General features: G+C 39.4%; 18 protein-coding genes and 1 pseudogene. 15 read left to right on the forward strand and 4 right to left on the reverse strand.

The genetic code is table 11. The annotated features are described in order from the left end of the window. Positions 1-109 precede the first annotated feature (109 nt). Genes BHU72_RS01125 through BHU72_RS01135 form a run of 3 tightly spaced genes read right to left on the reverse strand, consistent with a single transcriptional unit; the run spans position 110 to position 2942 of the window. Positions 110-805 (reverse strand): LutC/YkgG family protein, encoded by a 696-nt coding sequence (locus BHU72_RS01125; protein ID WP_069700773.1) that lies wholly within the window; start codon positions 803-805, stop codon positions 110-112. Continuing rightward, positions 805-2211, reverse strand: a complete 1407-nt coding sequence (locus BHU72_RS01130; RefSeq protein ID WP_069700774.1) for a LutB/LldF family L-lactate oxidation iron-sulfur protein — start codon at positions 2209-2211, stop codon at positions 805-807. Before BHU72_RS01130 ends, BHU72_RS01125 begins: the two co-directional genes overlap by 1 nt. Further along, positions 2208-2942 (reverse strand): (Fe-S)-binding protein, encoded by a 735-nt coding sequence (locus tag BHU72_RS01135; protein WP_301553458.1) that lies wholly within the window; start codon positions 2940-2942, stop codon positions 2208-2210. Before BHU72_RS01135 ends, BHU72_RS01130 begins: the two co-directional genes overlap by 4 nt. Positions 2943-3308: 366 nt before the next feature. On the opposite strand from BHU72_RS01135, the gene putP reads away from it, so the two are divergent. The 10 genes and pseudogenes from putP to BHU72_RS01185 all read left to right on the forward strand — a co-directional run bounded on the left by putP (position 3309) and on the right by BHU72_RS01185 (position 14761). After that, positions 3309-4814 carry a sodium/proline symporter PutP gene (gene putP, locus BHU72_RS01140; RefSeq protein WP_083248173.1) on the forward strand — a complete coding sequence of 502 codons (1506 nt, stop codon included), beginning with the start codon at positions 3309-3311 and terminating at the stop codon, positions 4812-4814. Between the two features lie 198 nt (positions 4815-5012). Then, positions 5013-7376 (forward strand): anaerobic ribonucleoside triphosphate reductase, encoded by a 2364-nt coding sequence (locus BHU72_RS01145; RefSeq protein WP_069700775.1) that lies wholly within the window; start codon positions 5013-5015, stop codon positions 7374-7376. A 121-nt stretch (positions 7377-7497) separates the two neighbouring features. Further along, positions 7498-8304, forward strand: a complete 807-nt coding sequence (locus BHU72_RS01150; RefSeq protein WP_069700776.1) for a dimethylarginine dimethylaminohydrolase family protein — start codon at positions 7498-7500, stop codon at positions 8302-8304. Between the two features lie 263 nt (positions 8305-8567). Then, on the forward strand, positions 8568-9065 hold the full coding sequence (nrdG, locus tag BHU72_RS01155; protein ID WP_069700777.1) for an anaerobic ribonucleoside-triphosphate reductase activating protein: 498 nt from the start codon (positions 8568-8570) through the stop codon (positions 9063-9065). 41 nt (positions 9066-9106) lie between these two features. Beyond that, positions 9107-9547 (forward strand): CBS domain-containing protein, encoded by a 441-nt coding sequence (locus BHU72_RS01160; RefSeq protein ID WP_069700778.1) that lies wholly within the window; start codon positions 9107-9109, stop codon positions 9545-9547. A 74-nt stretch (positions 9548-9621) separates the two neighbouring features. Further along, the gene (locus tag BHU72_RS01165; protein ID WP_069700779.1) at positions 9622-9978 is read left to right on the forward strand and encodes an ion channel; all 357 of its coding nucleotides are present in this window, start codon (positions 9622-9624) and stop codon (positions 9976-9978) included. Between the two features lie 43 nt (positions 9979-10021). Beyond that, complete coding sequence (locus BHU72_RS01170) at positions 10022-11500, forward strand: potassium/proton antiporter (RefSeq protein ID WP_069700780.1); 1479 nt, start codon at positions 10022-10024, stop codon at positions 11498-11500. 19 nt (positions 11501-11519) lie between these two features. Next, a pseudogene (locus tag BHU72_RS01175) lies at positions 11520-12460 on the forward strand (arsenic resistance protein). Between the two features lie 166 nt (positions 12461-12626). Further along, entirely contained in the window at positions 12627-13739 is a 1113-nt protein-coding gene (locus BHU72_RS01180) for an aminopeptidase (RefSeq protein WP_069700781.1), read from the forward strand. Positions 13740-13849: 110 nt separating this feature from the next. Beyond that, entirely contained in the window at positions 13850-14761 is a 912-nt protein-coding gene (locus BHU72_RS01185) for a DUF2935 domain-containing protein (protein ID WP_069700782.1), read from the forward strand. Between the two features lie 93 nt (positions 14762-14854). Here the strand turns inward: BHU72_RS01185 and BHU72_RS01190 are convergent, their stop codons facing one another. Continuing rightward, a complete protein-coding gene (locus BHU72_RS01190) occupies positions 14855-15121 on the reverse strand; it encodes a GlsB/YeaQ/YmgE family stress response membrane protein (protein WP_069700783.1) in 267 nt (88 codons plus the stop codon). Positions 15122-15358: 237 nt separating this feature from the next. Here BHU72_RS01190 and BHU72_RS01195 point away from each other — a divergent pair, with 237 nt between their 5' ends. The 5 genes from BHU72_RS01195 to BHU72_RS01215 all read left to right on the forward strand — a co-directional run bounded on the left by BHU72_RS01195 (position 15359) and on the right by BHU72_RS01215 (position 20856). After that, complete coding sequence (locus BHU72_RS01195; protein WP_301553461.1) at positions 15359-15847, forward strand: peroxiredoxin; 489 nt, start codon at positions 15359-15361, stop codon at positions 15845-15847. A gap of 350 nt (positions 15848-16197) precedes the next feature. Next, positions 16198-16410 carry a hypothetical protein gene (locus BHU72_RS01200; protein ID WP_069700785.1) on the forward strand — a complete coding sequence of 71 codons (213 nt, stop codon included), beginning with the start codon at positions 16198-16200 and terminating at the stop codon, positions 16408-16410. Between the two features lie 72 nt (positions 16411-16482). After that, positions 16483-17286, forward strand: coding sequence for a metallophosphoesterase (locus tag BHU72_RS01205; protein ID WP_069700786.1), 804 nt, complete (start codon positions 16483-16485; stop codon positions 17284-17286). Positions 17287-17489: 203 nt separating this feature from the next. Continuing rightward, the gene (locus BHU72_RS01210) at positions 17490-18890 is read left to right on the forward strand and encodes a protoporphyrinogen/coproporphyrinogen oxidase (RefSeq protein WP_069700787.1); all 1401 of its coding nucleotides are present in this window, start codon (positions 17490-17492) and stop codon (positions 18888-18890) included. A gap of 175 nt (positions 18891-19065) precedes the next feature. Continuing rightward, on the forward strand, positions 19066-20856 hold the full coding sequence (locus BHU72_RS01215) for a B12-binding domain-containing radical SAM protein (RefSeq protein WP_069700788.1): 1791 nt from the start codon (positions 19066-19068) through the stop codon (positions 20854-20856). Positions 20857-20886 lie beyond the last annotated feature (30 nt).

Here is a 20886-nt window from a genome sequence, read left to right on the forward strand (position 1 = left end):
CATTGATATCTCACGTATTGAGTAAGAAAAAAACACTAGGTTTGATATGTCGTTACCAACATATCAAACCTAGTGTGCTATTAGTTACTTCTAAGTTGTGAATGCGTATTTAATCTTTTTCAATGATTACTGCTATTTTACTCGGTCCGTGGACGCCAATGCTTAAGTCCATTTCTATATCAGCGCTTCGGCTAGGGCCAGTAATGAAGTTCACAGAAGAAGGTAACGCATTCGAGTTCGCTAAGTCAATAAATACTTGGGATGTGTGTTTTACGAATTGACTTGTCTTGACTATCGCAATGTGCAAGTTAGGCATAAGGCTAATGCTTCTTTCTTTGCCGATGCCAGCTTCTAAGACGATGGAACCTGTTTCTGCAACGGCATATTTTGCACCTGTGATGCCTGTATCTGCATCCTTAGCAAAGAGTTTATAAGCAACGGTAGAATCTTCACTGGTCATCAATTCATACCCGTATTGCCCTAAGTTTTTTATTGGATATGCCTTAAGCGTTGGATCACTCCAGCTAATGATTTTTTTTGCGTTCGTTTCCTTTAATAGTTCAAGTAGGTGCTGGAACGTTTCCTCAGGAGAATTGCTTATCTTGACAATGCCACTTAACGCTTCCAGCTCATTCTTGAATTTATCAACTAGCGCTTCCGCAGTATCACCAATTTCAGCATAGGTAATCGCGTAATGACGACGTATTTCTGCTATGTCTTTCAATGCTTCAGTTTTTTCTGTTTTCGGGATTCTTGCAATGCGTTCTGTGACATGACGGAGGAAGTTCTGTTTAGTAGTCGCCATTAGTTGTCACCTCGTTTCAATTCTCTCCAACGCTCATGGAAGGATTTTTTAGCTAACGCTGGGAAATCTCTGGTTTTCGTCCATTCTGATATTGGTGCAGGTAATCCACCACGGATTTTTCCATCTCGTACCCATGGAATCTGTGCTTTACGACCAACTTTCTTTAGTAATGCATATTGCGTTTGGCTAGAAAAGGCCCGTGCATACATACCGAACGCCATTTTTTCGGCTGCATTGCCGCTGTATTTGACTTTATCTTTCCTTAACTCTAGAAGCTTTTCATGTAAAGGAATCTTCACAGGACAAGCATCCCAACAAGCAGCACATAAGCTTGACGCATAAGGAAGCTCTCCCCATTTCTCAAGTCCATCAAGAAGTGGTGTAATGACGGCTCCAATTGGTCCTGGATACACCCATCCATATGCATGCCCGCCAATTTGACGATAGACAGGGCACACATTGAGACAAGACCCGCAACGAATACAATTGAGAACTTCTTGATATTTGCTGCCTAGGATACGGGATCGTCCGTTATCGACAATCACGACATGGAGTTCTTTCGCGCCATCCGCCTCATTTTGCTTGCGCGGACCATTGAGCACAGATACATAGGTAGTGATTTTCTGGCCAGTTGCGCTTCTTGGAAGCAAGTTCAACATTGTATCAAGTTCGATGAAGGAAGGGAGAATCCGCTCCATACCCATGATGACAATTTGTGTATCTGGTAGGCTGTTCACCATACGACCATTTCCTTCATTGGTGAATAGCACGACAGAACCTGTTTCTGCAATCGCGAAGTTACAGCCTGTTATCCCCACTTCCGCATCTAAGAATTTCTGACGCAATACTTTGCGTGCAAAAGCGGTAAGAGCTGGCGTTTCTGCAGGTAACCGTTCGCCAGCGACCTCGGAGAACAAGTCAGAAACAGATTCCCTTGTGTGGTGAATGGCTGGAACAATAATATGGGAAGGTGTTTGGTTGGCTAGTTGAATAATATATTCCCCTAAGTCCGTCTCAACAACTTCTATATCGTCCTTCTCGAGGTGGTGATTTAAATGCAGTTCTTCCGACACCATCGACTTTGATTTTACAACTGATTTCGCAGACTTGTCTTTGCAAATTCGATGAATGTGAGCGACAGCTTCTTCTGCTGTTAACGCCCAGTGTACATTACCGCCATTCTCTTCTACTTTATTGGTGAATGTTTCTAAGTACTGATCTAAATGTAGAATTGTATGACTTCGAATCGCTTGAGCACGCTCACGCCATTCTTGGAAATCGACTAAAGTTTTTAATTGATTCACTCTTCCGGTGCGTAATCGGTTGGTTGCACGTTTTACAGCACCTCGAAGGAAGTCGTCCTGTAAGGCTTCACTGACTCGATCATGAAAATCCGACTTTGTCATCCTCTTAGCCCCCTATCTAATAATTCCGCGACATGCATCGTTTCGATTTTGTATCCTTTGCGACTCAGGCCACCACTGATGTTCATCAAGCAGCTTAAGTCCGAGCCAACTAAGATGTCAGCACCGGTGCTCATGACGTTCTCAATTTTCTCGTTAAGCATGGCATTGGAGATATCCGCCATCTTGACCGAGAAAGTCCCACCGAAGCCACAGCAGTCCTGATTTTCTGGTAATTCAATGTATTCGATACCTTCTATATTAGTAATTAAATCGATTGGAGCGTCTTTCACTCGTAATAGTCGAGACATGTGACAGGAATGGTGATACGTAACTTTTGCTTTATATTTGGCGCCAACATTCTTAACCCCAAGAACCTTTACAAAGAATTCAGAGAATTCATATAAGCGACTAGCAAAATCCTTGGCCATCGCTAAGTGCTTAGGGTCGTTCTTGAATAATATCGGGTAATTATCTCGGACCATCGCAGTGCAAGATCCGGAAGGACTTATCACATAATCTGTATCTTCGAACGCGTATAACAATTCCTTCGCAACCTTTGCAGACTCGTCTACATAACCTGAATTAAACGATGGTTGACCACAACAGATTTGATCCTTCGGAAAATCTACTCGTAAACCTTGCCTTCTTAGCAACCTGTAAGCACTTTCAGCAGCTTGTGGAAAAAACATGTCGGCTACGCAAGTTGCAAACAAAGAAACCTTTTTGCTCAACTGTAACCACTCCCTCGGATAATTTCTATTTTACTTTCTCCAATACTATGGAAGCATATGCTAATTCCAATAAAACACAAGGTGGAAAATGATGGATTTTAAAAACTGCAAAAAAAGCACTCTTTCATATTAACGCATTAAGGTGTATAATTTTTCAGTAGTGAATGATGCTTGCGACACATATATCTTAGAACATACAGCAATAGATGTCATGGGAGAGCATTGTTAGTTTAAAGAAAATATAGGGGGGAACTGCATGGAGTATTCATTAACAGCAGCAACTTGGTTTTGGTTTCTCGTGCCAATGCCGCTCATGATCGTGTGGGCGATTTGGACATATTTCCGCGAAACAGGAGGTGAGAAATCGTGACAGCGACTTATACCACGTTTATATTATACTTAGTTGTCATGCTGGGAATCGGTGTGTACACCTACCGTATGACGAATGACCTCTCAGATTATGTGTTAGGTGGGCGTAAACTCAATAGCTGGGTAGCAGCATTGTCGGCTCAAGCCAGTGATATGAGTGGTTGGTTACTATTGGGGTTACCAGGGGCAGCTTATGCATCAGGTATGGGATTATGGAGCATTTGGATAGCGATTGGTCTTGCTGTAGGAACTATGGCAAACTGGCAATATGTTGCGAAGCCATTACGTCGTTATACACAGCTTGCAGGGGAGTCCTTAACAATCTCCGAGTTTTTCGAGAACCGTTTTAAAGACAAGTCACATTTATTACGCGTAGTATCTGCAATTTTTATTTTGGTATTTTTCTTATTTTATACAGCTTCAGGATTAGTAGCAGGTGGAGTATTATTCGAATCAGTATTTGGCATTGAGTATACAACAGCTCTATTAGTTGGTGCTGTCGTTATTATCTCTTACACCTTCTTAGGTGGTTTCATTGCTGTAAGTTGGACAGATTTGTTCCAAGGAACTATCATGTTTATTGCATTATTGATCACACCGATATTTGCGATTCAATATATGGGTGGTCTAGAAGCATTATTTACGAAGATTGGAACTATTAATACGGACTTATTAGATATCAATGCCAACGTAGCATATGACGCAACTGCTGCACTGCCGTGGAGCTCTGCAGGCTCGTTAACTTTGATTGGAATTATTTCGGCTGCTGCATGGGGGCTTGGCTACTTCGGACAGCCACATATCTTGACTCGTTTTATGGCGATTCGTTCTGCGCAGCAAGTACCGAAAGCTCGTTTGATTTCAATAATTTGGGTAGTATTGTCGTTATATGGTGCAATTATTGTTGGTTTTGTAGGGATTGCGCTTTTCGCAGATCAACCGTTAGCAAACCCAGAGACAGTATTTATTGATTTAGTTCAGAAAATGTTTAATCCTTGGGTTGCTGGGTTCTTATTGGCAGCGATATTAGCAGCAATCATGAGTACGATTGACTCTCAACTGTTAGTATCTTCTAGTGCTTTGACAGAAGACTTTTACCGTACATTCTTCCGCAAGGATGCATCACAAACAGAGTTAGTATGGGTTGGTCGTGGGGCGGTAATTTTAATTGCAGTGATTGCAGTGATGCTGGCATGGACAAAAGGTAGTGTCCTACAGTTGGTTGCATATGCATGGGCAGGTTTTGGAGCGGCATTTGGTCCTGCGATTATTTTCTCATTATTCTGGAAGCGTATGACGCGCAATGGAGCTTTATTCGGTATGATAGTTGGTGGCCTTACGGTTATTCTATGGAAATACACGGGATCAGCAATCTATGAAATCGTACCAGGTTTCTTATTTGCCTCAATTGCAATAGTCGTTATTAGTTTACTAGATAAAGAGCCATCAGCAGAAATTCAAGAAGAATTTGCTAGGGCACATAAGCCTTTGGCAGACGAATAAAGAAGTGTTTCGCCTCTATCCAGTAATTAGGATATTGGTGTAAGCAATGGATGAAAAAAGTAGCAAATCAAGAGAAAAAAGCAGGTCCATATAGCCTGCTTTTTTGTATGCCGATATATAAGACTTTCGCACCTTGCCACAATATATTGAGTGTGATATCTTGAAATAGCACAAATTGTAGTGTTGGGGGAGATACATATGGCTTTGAAATTAGCCGAATTGACGTGGCAGATCGTCAAGCGTGATGGGAGAATGGATCGCTATAATTATGAGAAGATTTATAGCGCGATTAAGAAAGCGGTTCTCCATGTAGAGAAGGGTAATCAGGAAATTGCATCGAAGATTGCAGCTGAAATAGCACTAGAAGTAGAAAACCATTTAACCTCTATGCGATCCCAAATATTTGAAGTAGAAGGTATACAAGATTTAGTAGAAAAGATTTTAGTAGAGAAGAACTATTACGATATAGCGAAGACATACATAATTTATAGACAAAAGCGTAGTGAAGTGCGGGACAAGGCTTCTATGCTAATGCAAGTCTTTAATGATATTGTCTTTACCGATGCTAAGGATAGTGACATTAAAAGAGAAAATGCAAATGTTGATGGCAATACAGCGATGGGAACCATGCTGAAGATTGGATCGGAATCATCGAAGGAATTTGCGAGAATGTATCTTTTAAAACCAGAGCACTCCAAGGCTCATATTCAAGGGGATATCCACATTCATGATTTAGACTTTTTGCCTACTGGCACTCTTACTTGTTGCCAGATTGATATAGAGAAGCTTTTCAAGCAAGGATTTAGTACAGGCCATGGACATTTGCGCGAGCCGCAAGATATCTCTAGTTACGGGGCATTGGCTGCGATTGCAATCCAGTCGAACCAGAATGATCAACACGGCGGGCAATCGATTCCAAATTTCGACTATGGACTAGCTCCGGGAGTTCGTAAGACATTTGTTAGAGAGTACCGTGATGCTTTAGTAGAAAAGCTTTCTTGGGAGCTAGAACGCGATGAATTTCAAGAGATTTTAGTGGAAATCAAGGAGCTTTTACAAGATCAATTGGACAAGCTTACTATGGCATATGAAGTTAGCTACCAAAAGGAAGAGAACAAGCGACTTTCTGAACGCTATAGCTTAGAGCAAGCAGCAGTGGCGAAAATCCAGAAATTCGCATATAAAGCCGCTCATCGCAAAACAGAAAAGAAGACGTATCAAGCGATGGAAGCGTTCTTACACAACTTAAATACGATGCATTCTAGAGCAGGCGCTCAAGTTCCTTTCTCTAGTATTAACTATGGAACGGATACGACGCCAGAGGGACGTATGGTGATTCATCAGCTATTATTAGCAACAGAATCCGGCTTAGGTAACGGCGAAACTCCTATTTTCCCAATTCAAGTCTTTAAGGTCAAGGAAGGGGTTAACTATAACCCAGAAGATCCTAACTACGATTTATTGAAACTATCGTTCCGTGTATCAGCTAGAAGATTGTTCCCGAATTATGTGTTCTTAGATGCGCCATTTAATAAAAAGTACTACAAGGAAGGCCGTCCAGAGACGGAAGTCGTTACGATGGGCTGTCGAACTCGTGTCATTGGTTCAGTTCATCCAGAAAGCGATGGCATATCTTACGGAAGAGGGAACATTTCCTTTTCGACGATTAACCTACCGCGTCTAGGAATCCAGCATCAAGGGGATATTGCAGGATTCTTCCAAGCCCTTGATGAAAAAGTAGAGCTTGTGATTGCACAATTACATGAAAGATATTTATTGCAAGCGCGCAAGAAGGTGAAGAACTTCCCGTTCTTAATGGGGCAAGGCATTTGGTTTGGTGCCGATGTCTTAGGTCCAGAGGACGAGATTCGCGAAGTGTTAAAACACGGAACCCTTACTTGTGGATTTATCGGATTAGCTGAATGCTTGAAAGCATTAATTGGCGTTCACCATGGCGAGTCTGAGCAAGCGCAGCAATTAGGTATTACGATTATTGATCGCATGCGCAAGCAATTGGAGGATGCTTCAGAGAAATACCGCCTCAATTATACATTGATTGCAACACCAGCAGAAGGGTTGGCTGGGCGTTTTACACGCATCGATCGTAAGAAATTTGGTGCAATTGAAGGTGTGACTGATCGCGAGTATTACACCAATAGCTACCATGTACCTGTGTATCATGATATAGCTGCCTACGATAAGATTGTGATAGAAGCGCCGTATCACGGCTTATGTAATGCAGGGCACATCAGCTATATTGAATTGGATGGCGCTGTGAAGAATAACCTAGAAGCATTTGAGATGCTAGTACGTGCGATGAAGGAGAATAACATCGGTTATGGTTCAATTAACCATCCAATCGATCGTGACCCTTTATGCGGATATACAGGAATTATTGATGATACTTGTCCAGGCTGTGGTCGTGAAACAGTGAACGGTCCACAAGTGGAACGCATTCGTCGCATCACAGGCTACCTTGTAGGGACAATGGATAAGTGGAATGACGGTAAGATAGCAGAAGAGAGAGAACGTGTCAAACACGGAATCAGATATAATAATTAACAGACTAGCGACCTAGAGTAACTTCTAGGTCGTTTTGTTAATGTATGAAGTATTGCGAAATGACCCTCTGGAGATAATAAACAAAAAAAATCACTTGTGAAATATAATTCGGAGGTACATCATGGAGGTCCTTATCAGAAATGATTTTAACACGTTAAAAAGTTGTATCTTATGTTATCCATGCAATTTAGAACAAACGGGAAAAAACAAAGCGAATCAGCAGGTGAATAAGGAATTAGCAAGCGTACAATATAACAACCTAGTCAATCACATAGCGGAGCATGGTGTAAAGGTACACTTTGTACCTTTGAATGGAGGTCCATCGCAGGTATTCACAAGGGATATTGGCTTTATTATTGATGATATTTTATTTATATCAAAGATGACGAGTGCCATAAGAGAATCGGAAATCAATACTTTGAAGGAAGTTGCTGAAACATACGATTTGAAACCTCACATCATGGAGAATTATGTAGAGGGTGGAGATATTATTGTACATAATGATGGTGTTTTTATAGGACAAGGAAACCGTACAAATGAAAAGGCAGTAGAGGAAATCGACGCTGTTCTTAGAAAGCACAATAGGTCCACTAAACTCGTAAAAGTATCCTATGACGTTTCGAAAATCCACTTAGATTGTGTGTTTAATGTTCTCGATGAAGACACATGTATCATAACGAGTGGCGTGTATAACCCTGAAGAGGTTACGAAATATTTCAAAAAGGTTATCAAAGTAACAGATGAAGATGCAAAAGATTTAGCCACAAACATCGTACAGATTAGTAAGGATACGCATCTGTGTAGCAGTGAAAATTTTAGCAGAATTTTGCAATCTCACGGCTATCAAGTCACATATATAGATTTTAGCGAAATCATAAAGTGTAATGGCAGTTTAGGTTGCTGTGTCTTACCAATGCAGCGTGCGTAAACCAAGCGTGATGGAATGCAATACGCATAGATGGAACCAATTTGCATAATTACTCTAAATGGCATAGTTACTTCAATATGATAGAGACTCCTCTTACGGAAGCAGCACCTAGAGGAGTTTTCTTTATTTAACCTACGATTCTAAATATCGTTATAAAATATCGCATCTCACGATAGATAAAGATATAATAGATGCAGAGTGTTGTAAATGCTAGGAATGTAAGAATAATCGATAGATAAAGTAATAGGAAATGAGTGTTGAGTATGATTCGTTACGCTAATTTTATAAAAGAGTCCATCGTTGATGGAAAAGGGATTCGACTCGTAGCTTTCTTGCAAGGCTGTCTATTTGGCTGCGAAGGTTGCCATAATCCTAAATTGCAGGAGTTGTCGGGTGGAATCGAAGTTACAGATGAAGAATTCACACAGTTAATTCTCAAGCAAGTCAATCCGCTACATCGCGGCATAACCATATCTGGTGGAGAACCGACACTACAAGCGGAAGCGTTAGAGAAAGTGTTACGTATTGTGAAAGCTGCAAAGCCACAATTAGACATATGGGTCTTCAGTGGGAATACTTTTGAAAACGTTAAAGACTTACCGATGATGCAATATGTGGACGTCCTTGTGGATGGTCCATTTATTTTAGAGAAGAAGAGTTTAAGCCTAAATTTCCGCGGATCTACGAATCAACGGGTGATTGACATGCGACAATCGCTAACGGAGAATCGCGTAATAGAACTATTGCTTGATGAAACCTAAGTAAGGCTATCATAAATAAGTCTAATAGAGGAGGAATCCGAATGCCAAAAGTATCCGACGTATATATGGAAATCACAAAAGAGCCTACCACTGTCAACGAGAATGATTCGTTAGAAACAATTCGCAAAACATTATTGGAGAACCCTGTATCTCGTTGTGTCTATGTCTTAAATCATGAACAACGATTTATAGGGATCATTACGGTGAAAGAGATAATTACAACGATTGGATTCAGAAGTAGCTCACGTGGTAGCCAATCTTTATCGCTTAGAAATATGCTGCAATATCTATCAAAAGACATAAAGGCAAAGGACATAATGAGGCCGCCTATCGCTGTGAAAGTAGAAGATAGTTTTCAAGAAGCGATTCGCTTAATGATGCTTCATGGATATGAAGAAATTGCTGTAGTCGATGGGGAAAATCGACTAATCGGGGACTTGAATTCATATGAAATATTAAATTGTATTACCTTAGATAATTAGATGTTAGATGCCCTATAGCCTAAAATAATTGTTACATACATATAGTGAGAATAAAACCGACTAGGAAGATTAAGATGATTACTAAGAAAAATCTTCAATTGCTATTGTTTGTAACTATATTTTATATAAATGTGATAATTTATTTCTCTTTACTATATGTGCTGTTTGACCTTTTCAATCTTGGTTATATATATGATCACTATTCTACTATTGAACATCAAAGACAAAGCTTAGATATAGTAACTCGTTCTATGTACTTTAGTGCGATTACGTTATTCTCGACTGGTTACGGGGACGTGACACCTTTTGGTCTTACCAAAATGATTGCTATGATTCAGTCGATGTTTGGGTATATTCTCCAAGCAAGTTTTATTCTGCACTTTATTAAGATAAACTTTTTTCATTCTAGGAATAGCAGGGGATCGTTCTAGTATTCATTCTAGAACGTTCTTTATTACCGATTGGAGTGGTTTGATGCAACAACAATTAGCATCCATTGATTATTCGATTTTACTAAGTGCACTTCTATTAATTATTGGGGTATTAGCAACCAAATTCTCCACAAGGCTAGGAGTTCCTGCCCTAGTTTTATTTATAGTCGTAGGAATGCTGGTAGGAAGTGATGGACTAGGCTACATATACTTTGATAATGCGGAACTCGCACAATTCGTTGGGATATTGGCACTCGTCATCATTTTATTTGAAGGTGGGTTGCAGACCAATTGGGCAAATATCAGGCCAATAGTAAAACCTGCATTATCGCTTGCTACCCTGGGTGTTTTATTCACTACAGCAACTGTAGCGATTGCTGCAAAAGTCCTCTTGGATGTATCGTGGGTAGAAGGTCTTCTCTTTGGTGCAATCGTTGGGTCTACTGATGCTGCTGCTGTATTTTCGGTCTTAAAAGGGCAGAACATTCGGCCTAAGTTAGAGGCTACCCTTGAAGCGGAGTCTGGATCAAACGATCCGATGGCGATGTTTCTAACAATATCACTGATTGAAGTGCTTCTTATCTATCAACCATCTTACTGGATGTTAATTAGCTCTTTCTTCTGGCAAATGGGTATAGGATTGTTGTTAGGTATTCTGTTTGGAAAATTTAGTTCCTATGCCATTAACCGTATTAACTTAGATTCCAGTGGACTATATCCAGTGTTTGCCCTTGCATTTGCATTGTTAGCATACAGTGTAACAGCGCTAGTAGGAGCCAGTGGTCTCCTTGCGGTGTATGTCACGGCGTTGATTATAGGGAATAAGGATTTAACCTATCGTAATTCCATCTTTAGATTTAATGAAGGGTTTGCTTGGATTGCGCAAATTTTAATGTTTATTATCCTCGGCCTACTTGTGTTCCCGCGCCAATTATTCACGTGGGAAATCATCTTGAACGGGTTCATCCTTTCTTTTGTTTTGATATTTGTAGCAAGACCACTTGCTGTATTTGTGTCAACTATCCGTATGGGCTTCTGCTTTAAAGAAAAGGTGTTTATATCCTGGGCGGGATTGCGGGGAGCTGTTCCTATTGTTCTTGCGACTTTCCCAATGACTGTTGGTTTAGAGAATAGTCAATTATATTTCAATATTGTATTCTTCGTTGTATTAACTTCGACTCTCTTACAAGGATCAACGATAGCTTTCTTTGCAGAGAGACTAGGTTTAACAAGTGAGAAAAGAGTAGAATCCATGCACTCCTTAGAACTTGTATCGTTAGGAAACGCTAATGCAGAAATCATTGAATATGTTGTGGCTGAGGACTCTGTGATCATGGATAAACAATTAAGAGATATTTGTTTTCCTAAAGATGTTCTGATTAACGCAGTTATCCGTGCAGGAGACTTAATTACGCCGTCGGGAGAGACAAGGATACAAGAGGAAGATATATTGTACATTCTAGTGAATAAAAGTAGGAAAACTGAGCTGAAGACTTTCTTAAAGATGGAACAATTGTTGTAATGAAAGATTGGAGAGAACCATGGGGATTTTAGAAAAGTTACATACAGTGATCATGATTGCTGCTATTGCCATAGGGTTATTTTTAGGGCAGTTTGAGCAAATAGCAATGTATAGTGAGCATCTGATTGTACCGTTTTTATTATTAATTCTATATGGACTATTTCTGGACATCCCGATGGATGAAATGGGGACGGCTTTTCGCAACGTGCGTTTTACTGGGACAAGCCTAGTAATGAATTTTCTATGGACACCAGCGTTGGCATGGATTCTTGGTTCCATTTTCTTGTACGATTACCCCGCCCTATGGATTGGATTTATCATGCTGATGGTAACGCCATGCACAGACTGGTATCTCGTTTTTACGAAGATTGCCAAAGGAAATGTCACGCTATCAACGGCGATCTTACCAATCAATCTGATATTGCAAGTTATTCTATTGCCACTCTATTTATTGATTTTCACTGGAGTTATGAAAACAGTTAGTATGTCGTTTCTATTGGAAAGTATTATTATCGTCATTGTCGTACCATTTTTTCTAGCACTGCTTACACTTTACATTATGCAGAGATTAGATAAACAGAAATTTTTCAAAGATAATTATGTACCTTTTTTTGCAAAGGGACAAATACTATTTCTGAGTGTCGCCATACTTGCGATGTTTGCGTCGCAAGGTAAACTGTTAGTGGATCGCGTCGACATCTTGTGGCTGCTAATGATTCCAGCTTTGTTCTCGGTCGATGGATTAGCAGAGCTATGAAATTCACATACGAGGATTCTACGAGCCTGCATTTAACGACGCTAGCGAGAAATTCTCCATTTGCACTTGCAATTGCTGTAACGGCCTTTCCTGAAGAACCGCTCATCGCATTAGCGCTAGTCATCGGGCCATTAATTGAACTGCCTATTTTAGTCCTCGTATCGCAAATACTATTAAGAATTCGTGAACATGCGAAATCATGATTACGTGTCACTTATCACTTAACATGATGCTATTCGAAGAAATGATAAGATGATGGCGAAAACGTAGGGTAAGAACTGATAGTTGGTTATCAGAGTGAATGTACTTTGTGATATTTGTAAAGAATGATTCTATGGAATTACTAATTTCAGATAGGAGGACAAAAAAATGGACGTAAGGGTACAAGAACTTGCGAAAAAGTTAATTACATACTCAGTAGAATTAAAACCTGGCGAGAATTTATTAATCGAAGTTGTCGGGCAGAACATACCCTTAGTGCAAGAAGTGATTAAAGAAGCATATCGTGCTGGTGCAAACCCATTTGTCACGATTAAAGACCCGCAGATTAACCGACAATTGTTATTCGGTGCCAATGCCGAACAATTAGATGCCATTGGGGAATGGGAATTAGCGAGGATGAAGGCGATGGATGCTTATCTTGGCATCCGTGGTGGGAATAATGCTAACGAGATGGCAGATGTCCCTGGAGACAAAATGAAACTGTATATGGAGCATCTGATGCATAAGGTGCATGGGCAAGAACGAGTTCCGAATACGAAGTGGTGTGTGATGAGATATCCGAATGAATCGATGGCACAGTTGGCCAATATGAGTACGGAAGCCTTTGCCAATTTTTACTTTGACGTTTGCAATCTTGATTATGCGAAGATGTCAAAGGCTATGGATCCATTAGTAGAGTTAATGAACCGTACGGATCAATTAAGGATAACAGGTGTTGGTACAGAGCTTACATTCTCAATCAAGGACATTCCAGCGATTAAATGCGATGGGAAAATGAACATTCCAGACGGGGAAATATTCACAGCTCCTGTTCGTGATTCCGTCAATGGTTATATTTCATACAATGCACCTGCTGTGTATCAGGGTTATACCTACGAGAACATTCGCTTAGAATTTGAGAACGGCAAAATTGTGAAGGCTACTGCTAACAATACAGAGAAAATCAATGAGATTTTTGATACGGATGAAGGGGCACGATATGTTGGAGAGTTTGCGATTGGTGTAAATCCATATATTCACACTCCGATGAAGGATACGCTCTTTGATGAGAAGATTCGCGGTAGCTTCCACTTCACACCTGGCAAGTGTTACGATGAAGCAAGTAATGGCAATCAATCAGCCATCCATTGGGATTTAGTATGTATCCAAAACCCTGAATATGGTGGTGGAGAGATATATTTCGATGATGTGCTAATTCGCAAGGACGGATTATTCGTCATTGATGAACTCAAGGGGTTAAATCCTGAGGCTTTGCGTTAAAAATTTCTTGTTACAATATTCATTGTAGCTTCTAAAAACATTCCTCTTCTAAAAATATCTCCTTCGACATACATATGTATGAGGTCATGTTAAGGGAGGGGATTTTTCTTTTGAAACCTACGAATTATAATCAAGTCGCACTATTTGAACACCGTTTTTGGTTGCAAGTACTAGGGGATCATGCCCGCTTTATTTTTGACAATTTGTCGCCAGATGAGAAGGAAGAAATCCAAAAAGCTCATTACTTTATTTATGTTTTTGACCAATTACTGAACAAAGCTAGAACGAACTTATCAGAAGCAGCAATCATGGAGTTGAATCAAGAAGCTACGTTATATGCACAAGAAATTCGCTTATTTAAGTTGCATTTAATTCAACGTCAATTAGTAGGGAATATCGTCATTGGATTACCACCGACGTTTATCAATCACATGGTAACAGAGGTTGAAGAGTATCTGCGTGTTTTATGTTTCTTAATTGATCACAAGATTCCTGTGTTTCACCCCATTGATCTTCATCTTGCTTGGTTACTGGATGCAGCAGGGCATGCGGCCGCAGTCAGTGGCGATGTAGATATGGTGGAAAAGAAAGTAATCGAAAAAAGCGATGAGTTTACCGAACGTTTTGAAGAAATGTATATTAAGGCTGTTGAGATTGCAGATTATATGCGTACAGGGCTAACACAATTTCCAGCTTTAAATCGTTTTAATGTCCAGGTAGCAGATGAAATCACAATGTTTAAAGTGTTCCTTCGTGAATTAGAGAAGTTAGAGCTAAGTAAACAATTACTTGGCACAGTTACTGCTTTAATGCTTGATCATATGGCCCGCGAAGAGTGCTATTACTTAGTAAAGCTAGCACAGGTAACAGCGTTACAGCCACCGCCATGTGATCCAACGAAACCAAGGACGGAAATGAACCCATGTCAGGAAGTTCCTACACAACCAATAAAGTCTATGACAGTTGCGGAGGAACAGGATACCCCTGAAGCTCAATCAGATAGTGATGCCGAAGAACAATAGAGAAAAAACTAAGTCAATAGAAAACTAAGACGATTAGAAAAAAAGACGATTAGAACATTAAAAGAACCCGCGAGATGCGGGTTCTTTTGCAGTTTAATGCTTATCTTCAACTCGGGCTTCCCCAAATCGGAACATATTGACGATAAATAACAAAATTACCGCACCGACAATTGCCATGATTAATGAACCGATTAAACCGTAAGTTGTATAGCCGATTAAGTCAAGAACAAAGCCCCCGATAAAGGCACCGATAATACCTACAATGATATTTCCGCCAATGCCGAAACCTCTTCCGCGCATAATCTGACCTCCGGCCCAACCAGCAATTAAACCTATAATTAGAAACCAAATAAAGTTCATAAAGATTCACCTCCTTTGGGTTCTAATCTTATATTTTCTCTTTCGTGTGGTTAACATGCATAAAAACCATGCCAAGCTATTAACAGTAATGGTAATTTTAAGTCCATATTTATCAAAACAAGCCGTTAATAGGTGGTTTATAGAAAATATTTACACAATTTATGTTGACTTATATTTGCCTGCGAACAAATAATAGTATGGTGATAAAATAAAAAATTTTACAAGGAGGAAAGAAACATGCCAAAAGGAGCTACACATACAGCAACCATAAAAGTTGGTGATAAAGCCCCAGAATTTGAAATGAAAGCATGTGGTCCAAAAGATCGGATTAAACTTAGTGACTACATAGGCAACAAAAACGTTTTCTTAGTCTTCTACCCTCTGAATTGGACCCCGGTTTGAACCAATCAAATTCCTTCGTATGAGAAAGAGATTTCTCGTTTTGAAGGTTTAAATACCCAAGTATTGGGTATTAGTGTAGATAGTGTACCAAGTCATGAAGCGTGGCAGAAATCACTTGGAGGCATTTCCTTCCCGTTAGGATCTGATTTTTATCCACATGGAGCGATTGCCCAAAAGTATGGTGTGTTAAGGGAAGAAGGTATTTCTGAACGAGCGTTGTTTATCATTGATAAGGATGGAATCGTCCAATATATCGATGTTCATCCGATAGAGCAGCAACCGGATAATGAGGAAATATTTAAGGTATTGGAAAAACTACAATAATATTATAAAATAGAGATATTGAGCAATATAAAGTAAACGGGGCTTTTATTTTAATAAGAGCCCTTTTTATATGATTTGAGCTTATTGTTTTGAAGAATGCAAGTATTTTAATATGTTAACATTTTGTGAAATTCATAATATAAAGAAAACTTAGTTCAGAAGGAGATTTTAATCCATCTGAACTCTAGTTGCACTTACAAAGAAGACTTCCCAACTTATTGGGTTAGTCGCACTTGTGCTTGTAGCGTTCGAAGCTTGGCGGCACTTATCTTCCACTATAGAAGTGGGAGTATTAGAAACGCCGCTGAGGTAAAGAAGGTATCGTAGTAAAATAGAAGGTAGGCGGTAGAATGTTTACGAAATTCTTATTTCTTATGTCTGTCCTAATGATTATCTGGTCAATCATTGAAATCGTTTCGCCTAAGATTGTTTTTAAGCTGTATCAGAAGATTGGGTTCCTACAACTACCAGAACATAACGCTATGAAACTGATCCGAATTGATGGTGTTATTAGTTGGGTGATTTTTACACTGATTACCGGATACCTTTACAAGAAATTATAAACTTCACTTGGCTTATGATACGTGATTAGCACGTAAGAAGAATAACTAAAACATGAAAAGGGAGTGACAAGTATGATCCTATTATCAATCTTGATTTTGGGCTTTTTAGGTATGTGCTATACGTACTGGAATACGTTCCGACCGATTCTGCGTGAAGTTCAAGTTGATCTTTCAAGAGGGAAATACGACATTGATGGATTACGCGTCCTACATCTTTCTGACATGCATATGGAAAGGATATCTGTTACCCCAGAGAAAATGTTTGAACATATCGCTACCACAAAACCTGATATGATTGTCTTAACGGGTGATTATCTTGATCAAGCTGAGAACCTTCCGAAATGGAAACTGTATATGGAGCAATTAGCCAATCTGAAACCTAGATATGGAATGTTCGCAGTATTAGGAAATCATGATTATCGTATTCAAGATAAAGTACAAGAGCTTATTGAAATTATGGAGTCGTTCGACTGTAAAGTGCTTTTCAATGAGTCTGTCCAAATCCAACACAACCAACAAACGATTAACATCATCGGAATTGATGACTACCATACCCGTCGTAGCAATATTCAGCAATCGTTTAAAAATGTAAAAGAAGGCGCGACGATTGTAATTACCCATGATCCCAATATTATATTGCATATGGATAAGGAGTATAGAATCGATTATCTAATGGCAGGGCATTTACACGGTGGACAATTCAACATACCGTACGCATTCATGATATATCCCATGGGAGCATTGCCAAGGAACAAGATGTATAAAGGGCTATTGGATTACAAAGGAACGCGACTGTATATTAGCGAAGGCTTAGGGCAAAGCGCATTAAACGTAAGGTTTAATTCCCGTCCAGAAATCACATTGCACAAATTGTAAAATTAATTCTAAAACGTCACCTGAATGGTGGCGTTTTTTGTATGACAATTAAGACATTCAACTGCAACAGAGGAATAGGTATAAGTCGGTTTGCTATAGGCCTGAGAATAATTGTAAAATATTTAAAACATTTGTAAGGAATTGTATGTTTTGTAGTAATCAGTAAAAACTAAACGTAACACAAAATGATTAGAGGCGAATCTATGAATTATCATCAAGATGAACCACCAAATCAGCAATATGTGAACGCGGATGTCATTGTCATTGGAGCAGGTCTCGCAGGTTTGACTGCCGCTTATGATTTGCAAAAACAAGGGAAAAAAGTATTGGTTCTAGAAGCAGAAAATCGAGTCGGTGGTCGCATATTCACAGACCAAGTCGATGATTCTATATTTGAGGTAGGAGCTCAATTCGTTTCAGGGTTTTATATAGAGACTATGAAATTGATAAAGGAATTGGAAATTGATAGTTATCTTGAACAATTTCATAACGCGATGTTCATGGACATCAATGGAACATTTCAGATTGCCGATCAAGATTCACTTTGGCATCGAATGTTTCCTCCAGGATTAACGATAATTGATCGTTTAAGTTTATTAGCAATATTCAAAGATTTAATAAAATACCGCAAACAAATAAGCTTTCAACACATTGAGAAAAGTGCTGGAATCGATCAAATGACAGTTGAAGAATATGCATTAGAAAAGTTAAATGATAGGATTTTGTCAAAGACGATTGATCCAGTATTATCATCCATGTTCTTCATGTTACCATCAGAGCCTAGTATTACGCTGTATATGTCTTTAATCAAGAACAGCTTAAAGTTTAATCTGTTTACGTTAAAAGGCGGTATGCAACGACTTCCGGAGGCTCTGGCGAACCTCTGTGATGTGAAACTAGGATATAAGGCAACGCAAGTGTTAAAACGGCAGTGGGGCTGGACGGTTATAACGGATCGAATGCTGAGGCTAGATGGGATGAATGATAATAGAAGATCACATGAGGTCTGGAATGCTTCTCAAGTTGTAGTGGCGATTCCGAGTCACTATGCCGATGCGCTTTTTCCTAATGCTTTTGACTTGTCGATAGCACAATCAAATTTCTTAAAGAAACAATATTACTCGAAAACAACATGTGTAGCACATGGTTACAATTTCCGTTTCCGACCTGGCGCTTTTAGCTTTATTACACCATCGACTGAACACGTTGGCATTTCTTCCATATCCCTAGAACACGAAAAATGTGCAACACACATTCCAAAAGGATTAGGCGTTCATTGCGCGTATACCCATAAGAACTTCACTTCAAAGATCGCCCATTTACAACCAGTGGAAAAAAAGCGAACAATACTTCAAGAAGTAGAAAAAATCATACCGAAATACCGCCAGCATGTCACTTGGTCTAAGTTATATGATATGCCGATTGGTCTCCCTTGCCCGTATGTTGGGAAAGCACAAGAGGTAGTTGATTTTCAGAATGATCAAAGAAAGAATGCTAGAAGTGGATTGGTCTTTTGTGGTGATTATCTGAATTGGTCTTCCATTGAAGGGGCCATCGTAACGGGCCATACGGCAGCTAATATACTAAGTAAAGTAAATACTTAGTAGAGCAGATTATTAAGTAGAGTAGATTATTAAGTAGAGCAAATTGTTATGTACCAATTATTAAGAAAGTAAATCCTAGTTGAAGTTGGGCTAGGTTTTTTTTAATTTGGCAGCTTTTATAGTATAATTAAGATGTTACAATGAGTGTAGCGAATGTAAAAGAAGGATGAAACTTATGAAAAAAATTGTGCTAGTTTCTTTAAACGCAAAATACATACATACGAACCTCGCCATCCGATACTTAGAAACATACTATCGTGAGCATTATAATGAACAGTATCCAGTCGAGTTTGTACGCAAAGAATATACAATAAACCAACAGCTAGCGGATATCGTGGCTGATTTATATCTACAAAAAGCTGATGTGATTGGTTTTTCGTGCTATATTTGGAATGTGGATTCGATTCTTAAAGTGATCCGGAATTTTAAGAAAGTAGCCCCAAGGGTAAAAATCGTACTCGGTGGCCCTGAGGTGAGCTTCGATTCCAAGGAACGAATGCTTGCGTATCCTGAAATTGATTACATCATCTGTGGTGAAGGTGAGGATGCATTTGCAAAGCTAATGCTAACTTTAGATCTTCCATCCACAGAATTACAAGATACCCTTATAGGAATATCATACAGAGACCCAATTTCCCAGGAAATCATTGAGGCCAAGCAGCAGGTGAAAATCAAAGAACTGGCAAAAATCCCGTCACCTTACGGCGACAATTTTGACCCGTTAGATTTTCAGTATCGCATCATCTACTACGAGAGCTCTCGAGGATGCCCGTACTCTTGCCAATACTGTCTTTCGTCAACGGATCAAGGTGTGCGCTTCTTCCCAATCGAGCAAGTGAAAAGCGATTTGAAGAAGTTTATAGAGGCGAAGGTCAAGCAAGTAAAGTTCGTTGATAGAACCTTTAACTGTGCACCTAAATATGCGATGGATTTATTCCGCTGGATTATCGAGCATCAACAGGGATTCACCAACTTCCACTTTGAAATTTCTGCTGATTTATTAACGGATGAAATGCTTGAATTCTTAAAGGGCGCTCCGTTAGGATTGTTTCAGTTTGAAATTGGTGTCCAATCTACCCATGATCAGACATTAGACGCAATCCAGCGCAAGATGGATTTTCAAAAGTTAAAAGAGGCTGTCCTACGATTACAAGAAGGCGCCAATATCCATCAACACCTCGATTTGATTGTCGGATTACCGCACGAGGATTTCCAACGCTTCGCACAGTCCTTTGATGATGTATACAAGCTACAGCCAGACAAGTTACAAATGGGTTTTCTTAAGGTATTAAAGGGCTCCGGCATGAGAATGCGAGAGCAGGAATACGGTTTTATCTACATGGACGAGCCACCATATGAAATATTACAAACGAATGATTTAACCTATGATGATGTCATTCTTTTGAGGGATATTGAGCATATTCTCGATCACTATTATAATTCTCATCAATTTACACATACATTGGCGTACTTAATAGCACAGGAGAAGTCTCCGTTTGAATTCTATGAGCGCTTTGCTCAATATGCAAGCGCGCAGGGTTTTTTTGAAAAATCTCATAGTCAGGGTGCTATGTACGACTTTTTATTTGCTTTTGTCTCAGCAACTTCTGACTCAAACGATGCTAAGGTTTCAATTGTTAGAGATTTCATGAAGTTTGACTTTGTTCGATTAAGCCCACATGGTAAATTACCCGATGTCCTACATAATTATACAAGTGACGATTTGAAAAAGAAGAAACAGGTTTTGGTATCGGATCCAACTGTAATTGAACAATATTATCCGCAGTACGCGCAACTCAACATGAGGAATCTCAGTAAATATGTGCAAATTGAATCATTTCAGTATGACATCATGAATACGATGGAGCAAAGAACTACATATTATCTGTTTGTTTACCATGATGACCCCTTGAATTTTAAAAGGGCAGATTGGTATGATGTGACTGAACAGATAAAGCAGATATGAGTTCAGATAAAGAAAACTTAGTTCAGATAG

Source organism: Desulfuribacillus stibiiarsenatis, assembly GCF_001742305.1.
GTDB lineage: Bacteria > Bacillota > Bacilli > Desulfuribacillales > Desulfuribacillaceae > Desulfuribacillus_A > Desulfuribacillus_A stibiiarsenatis.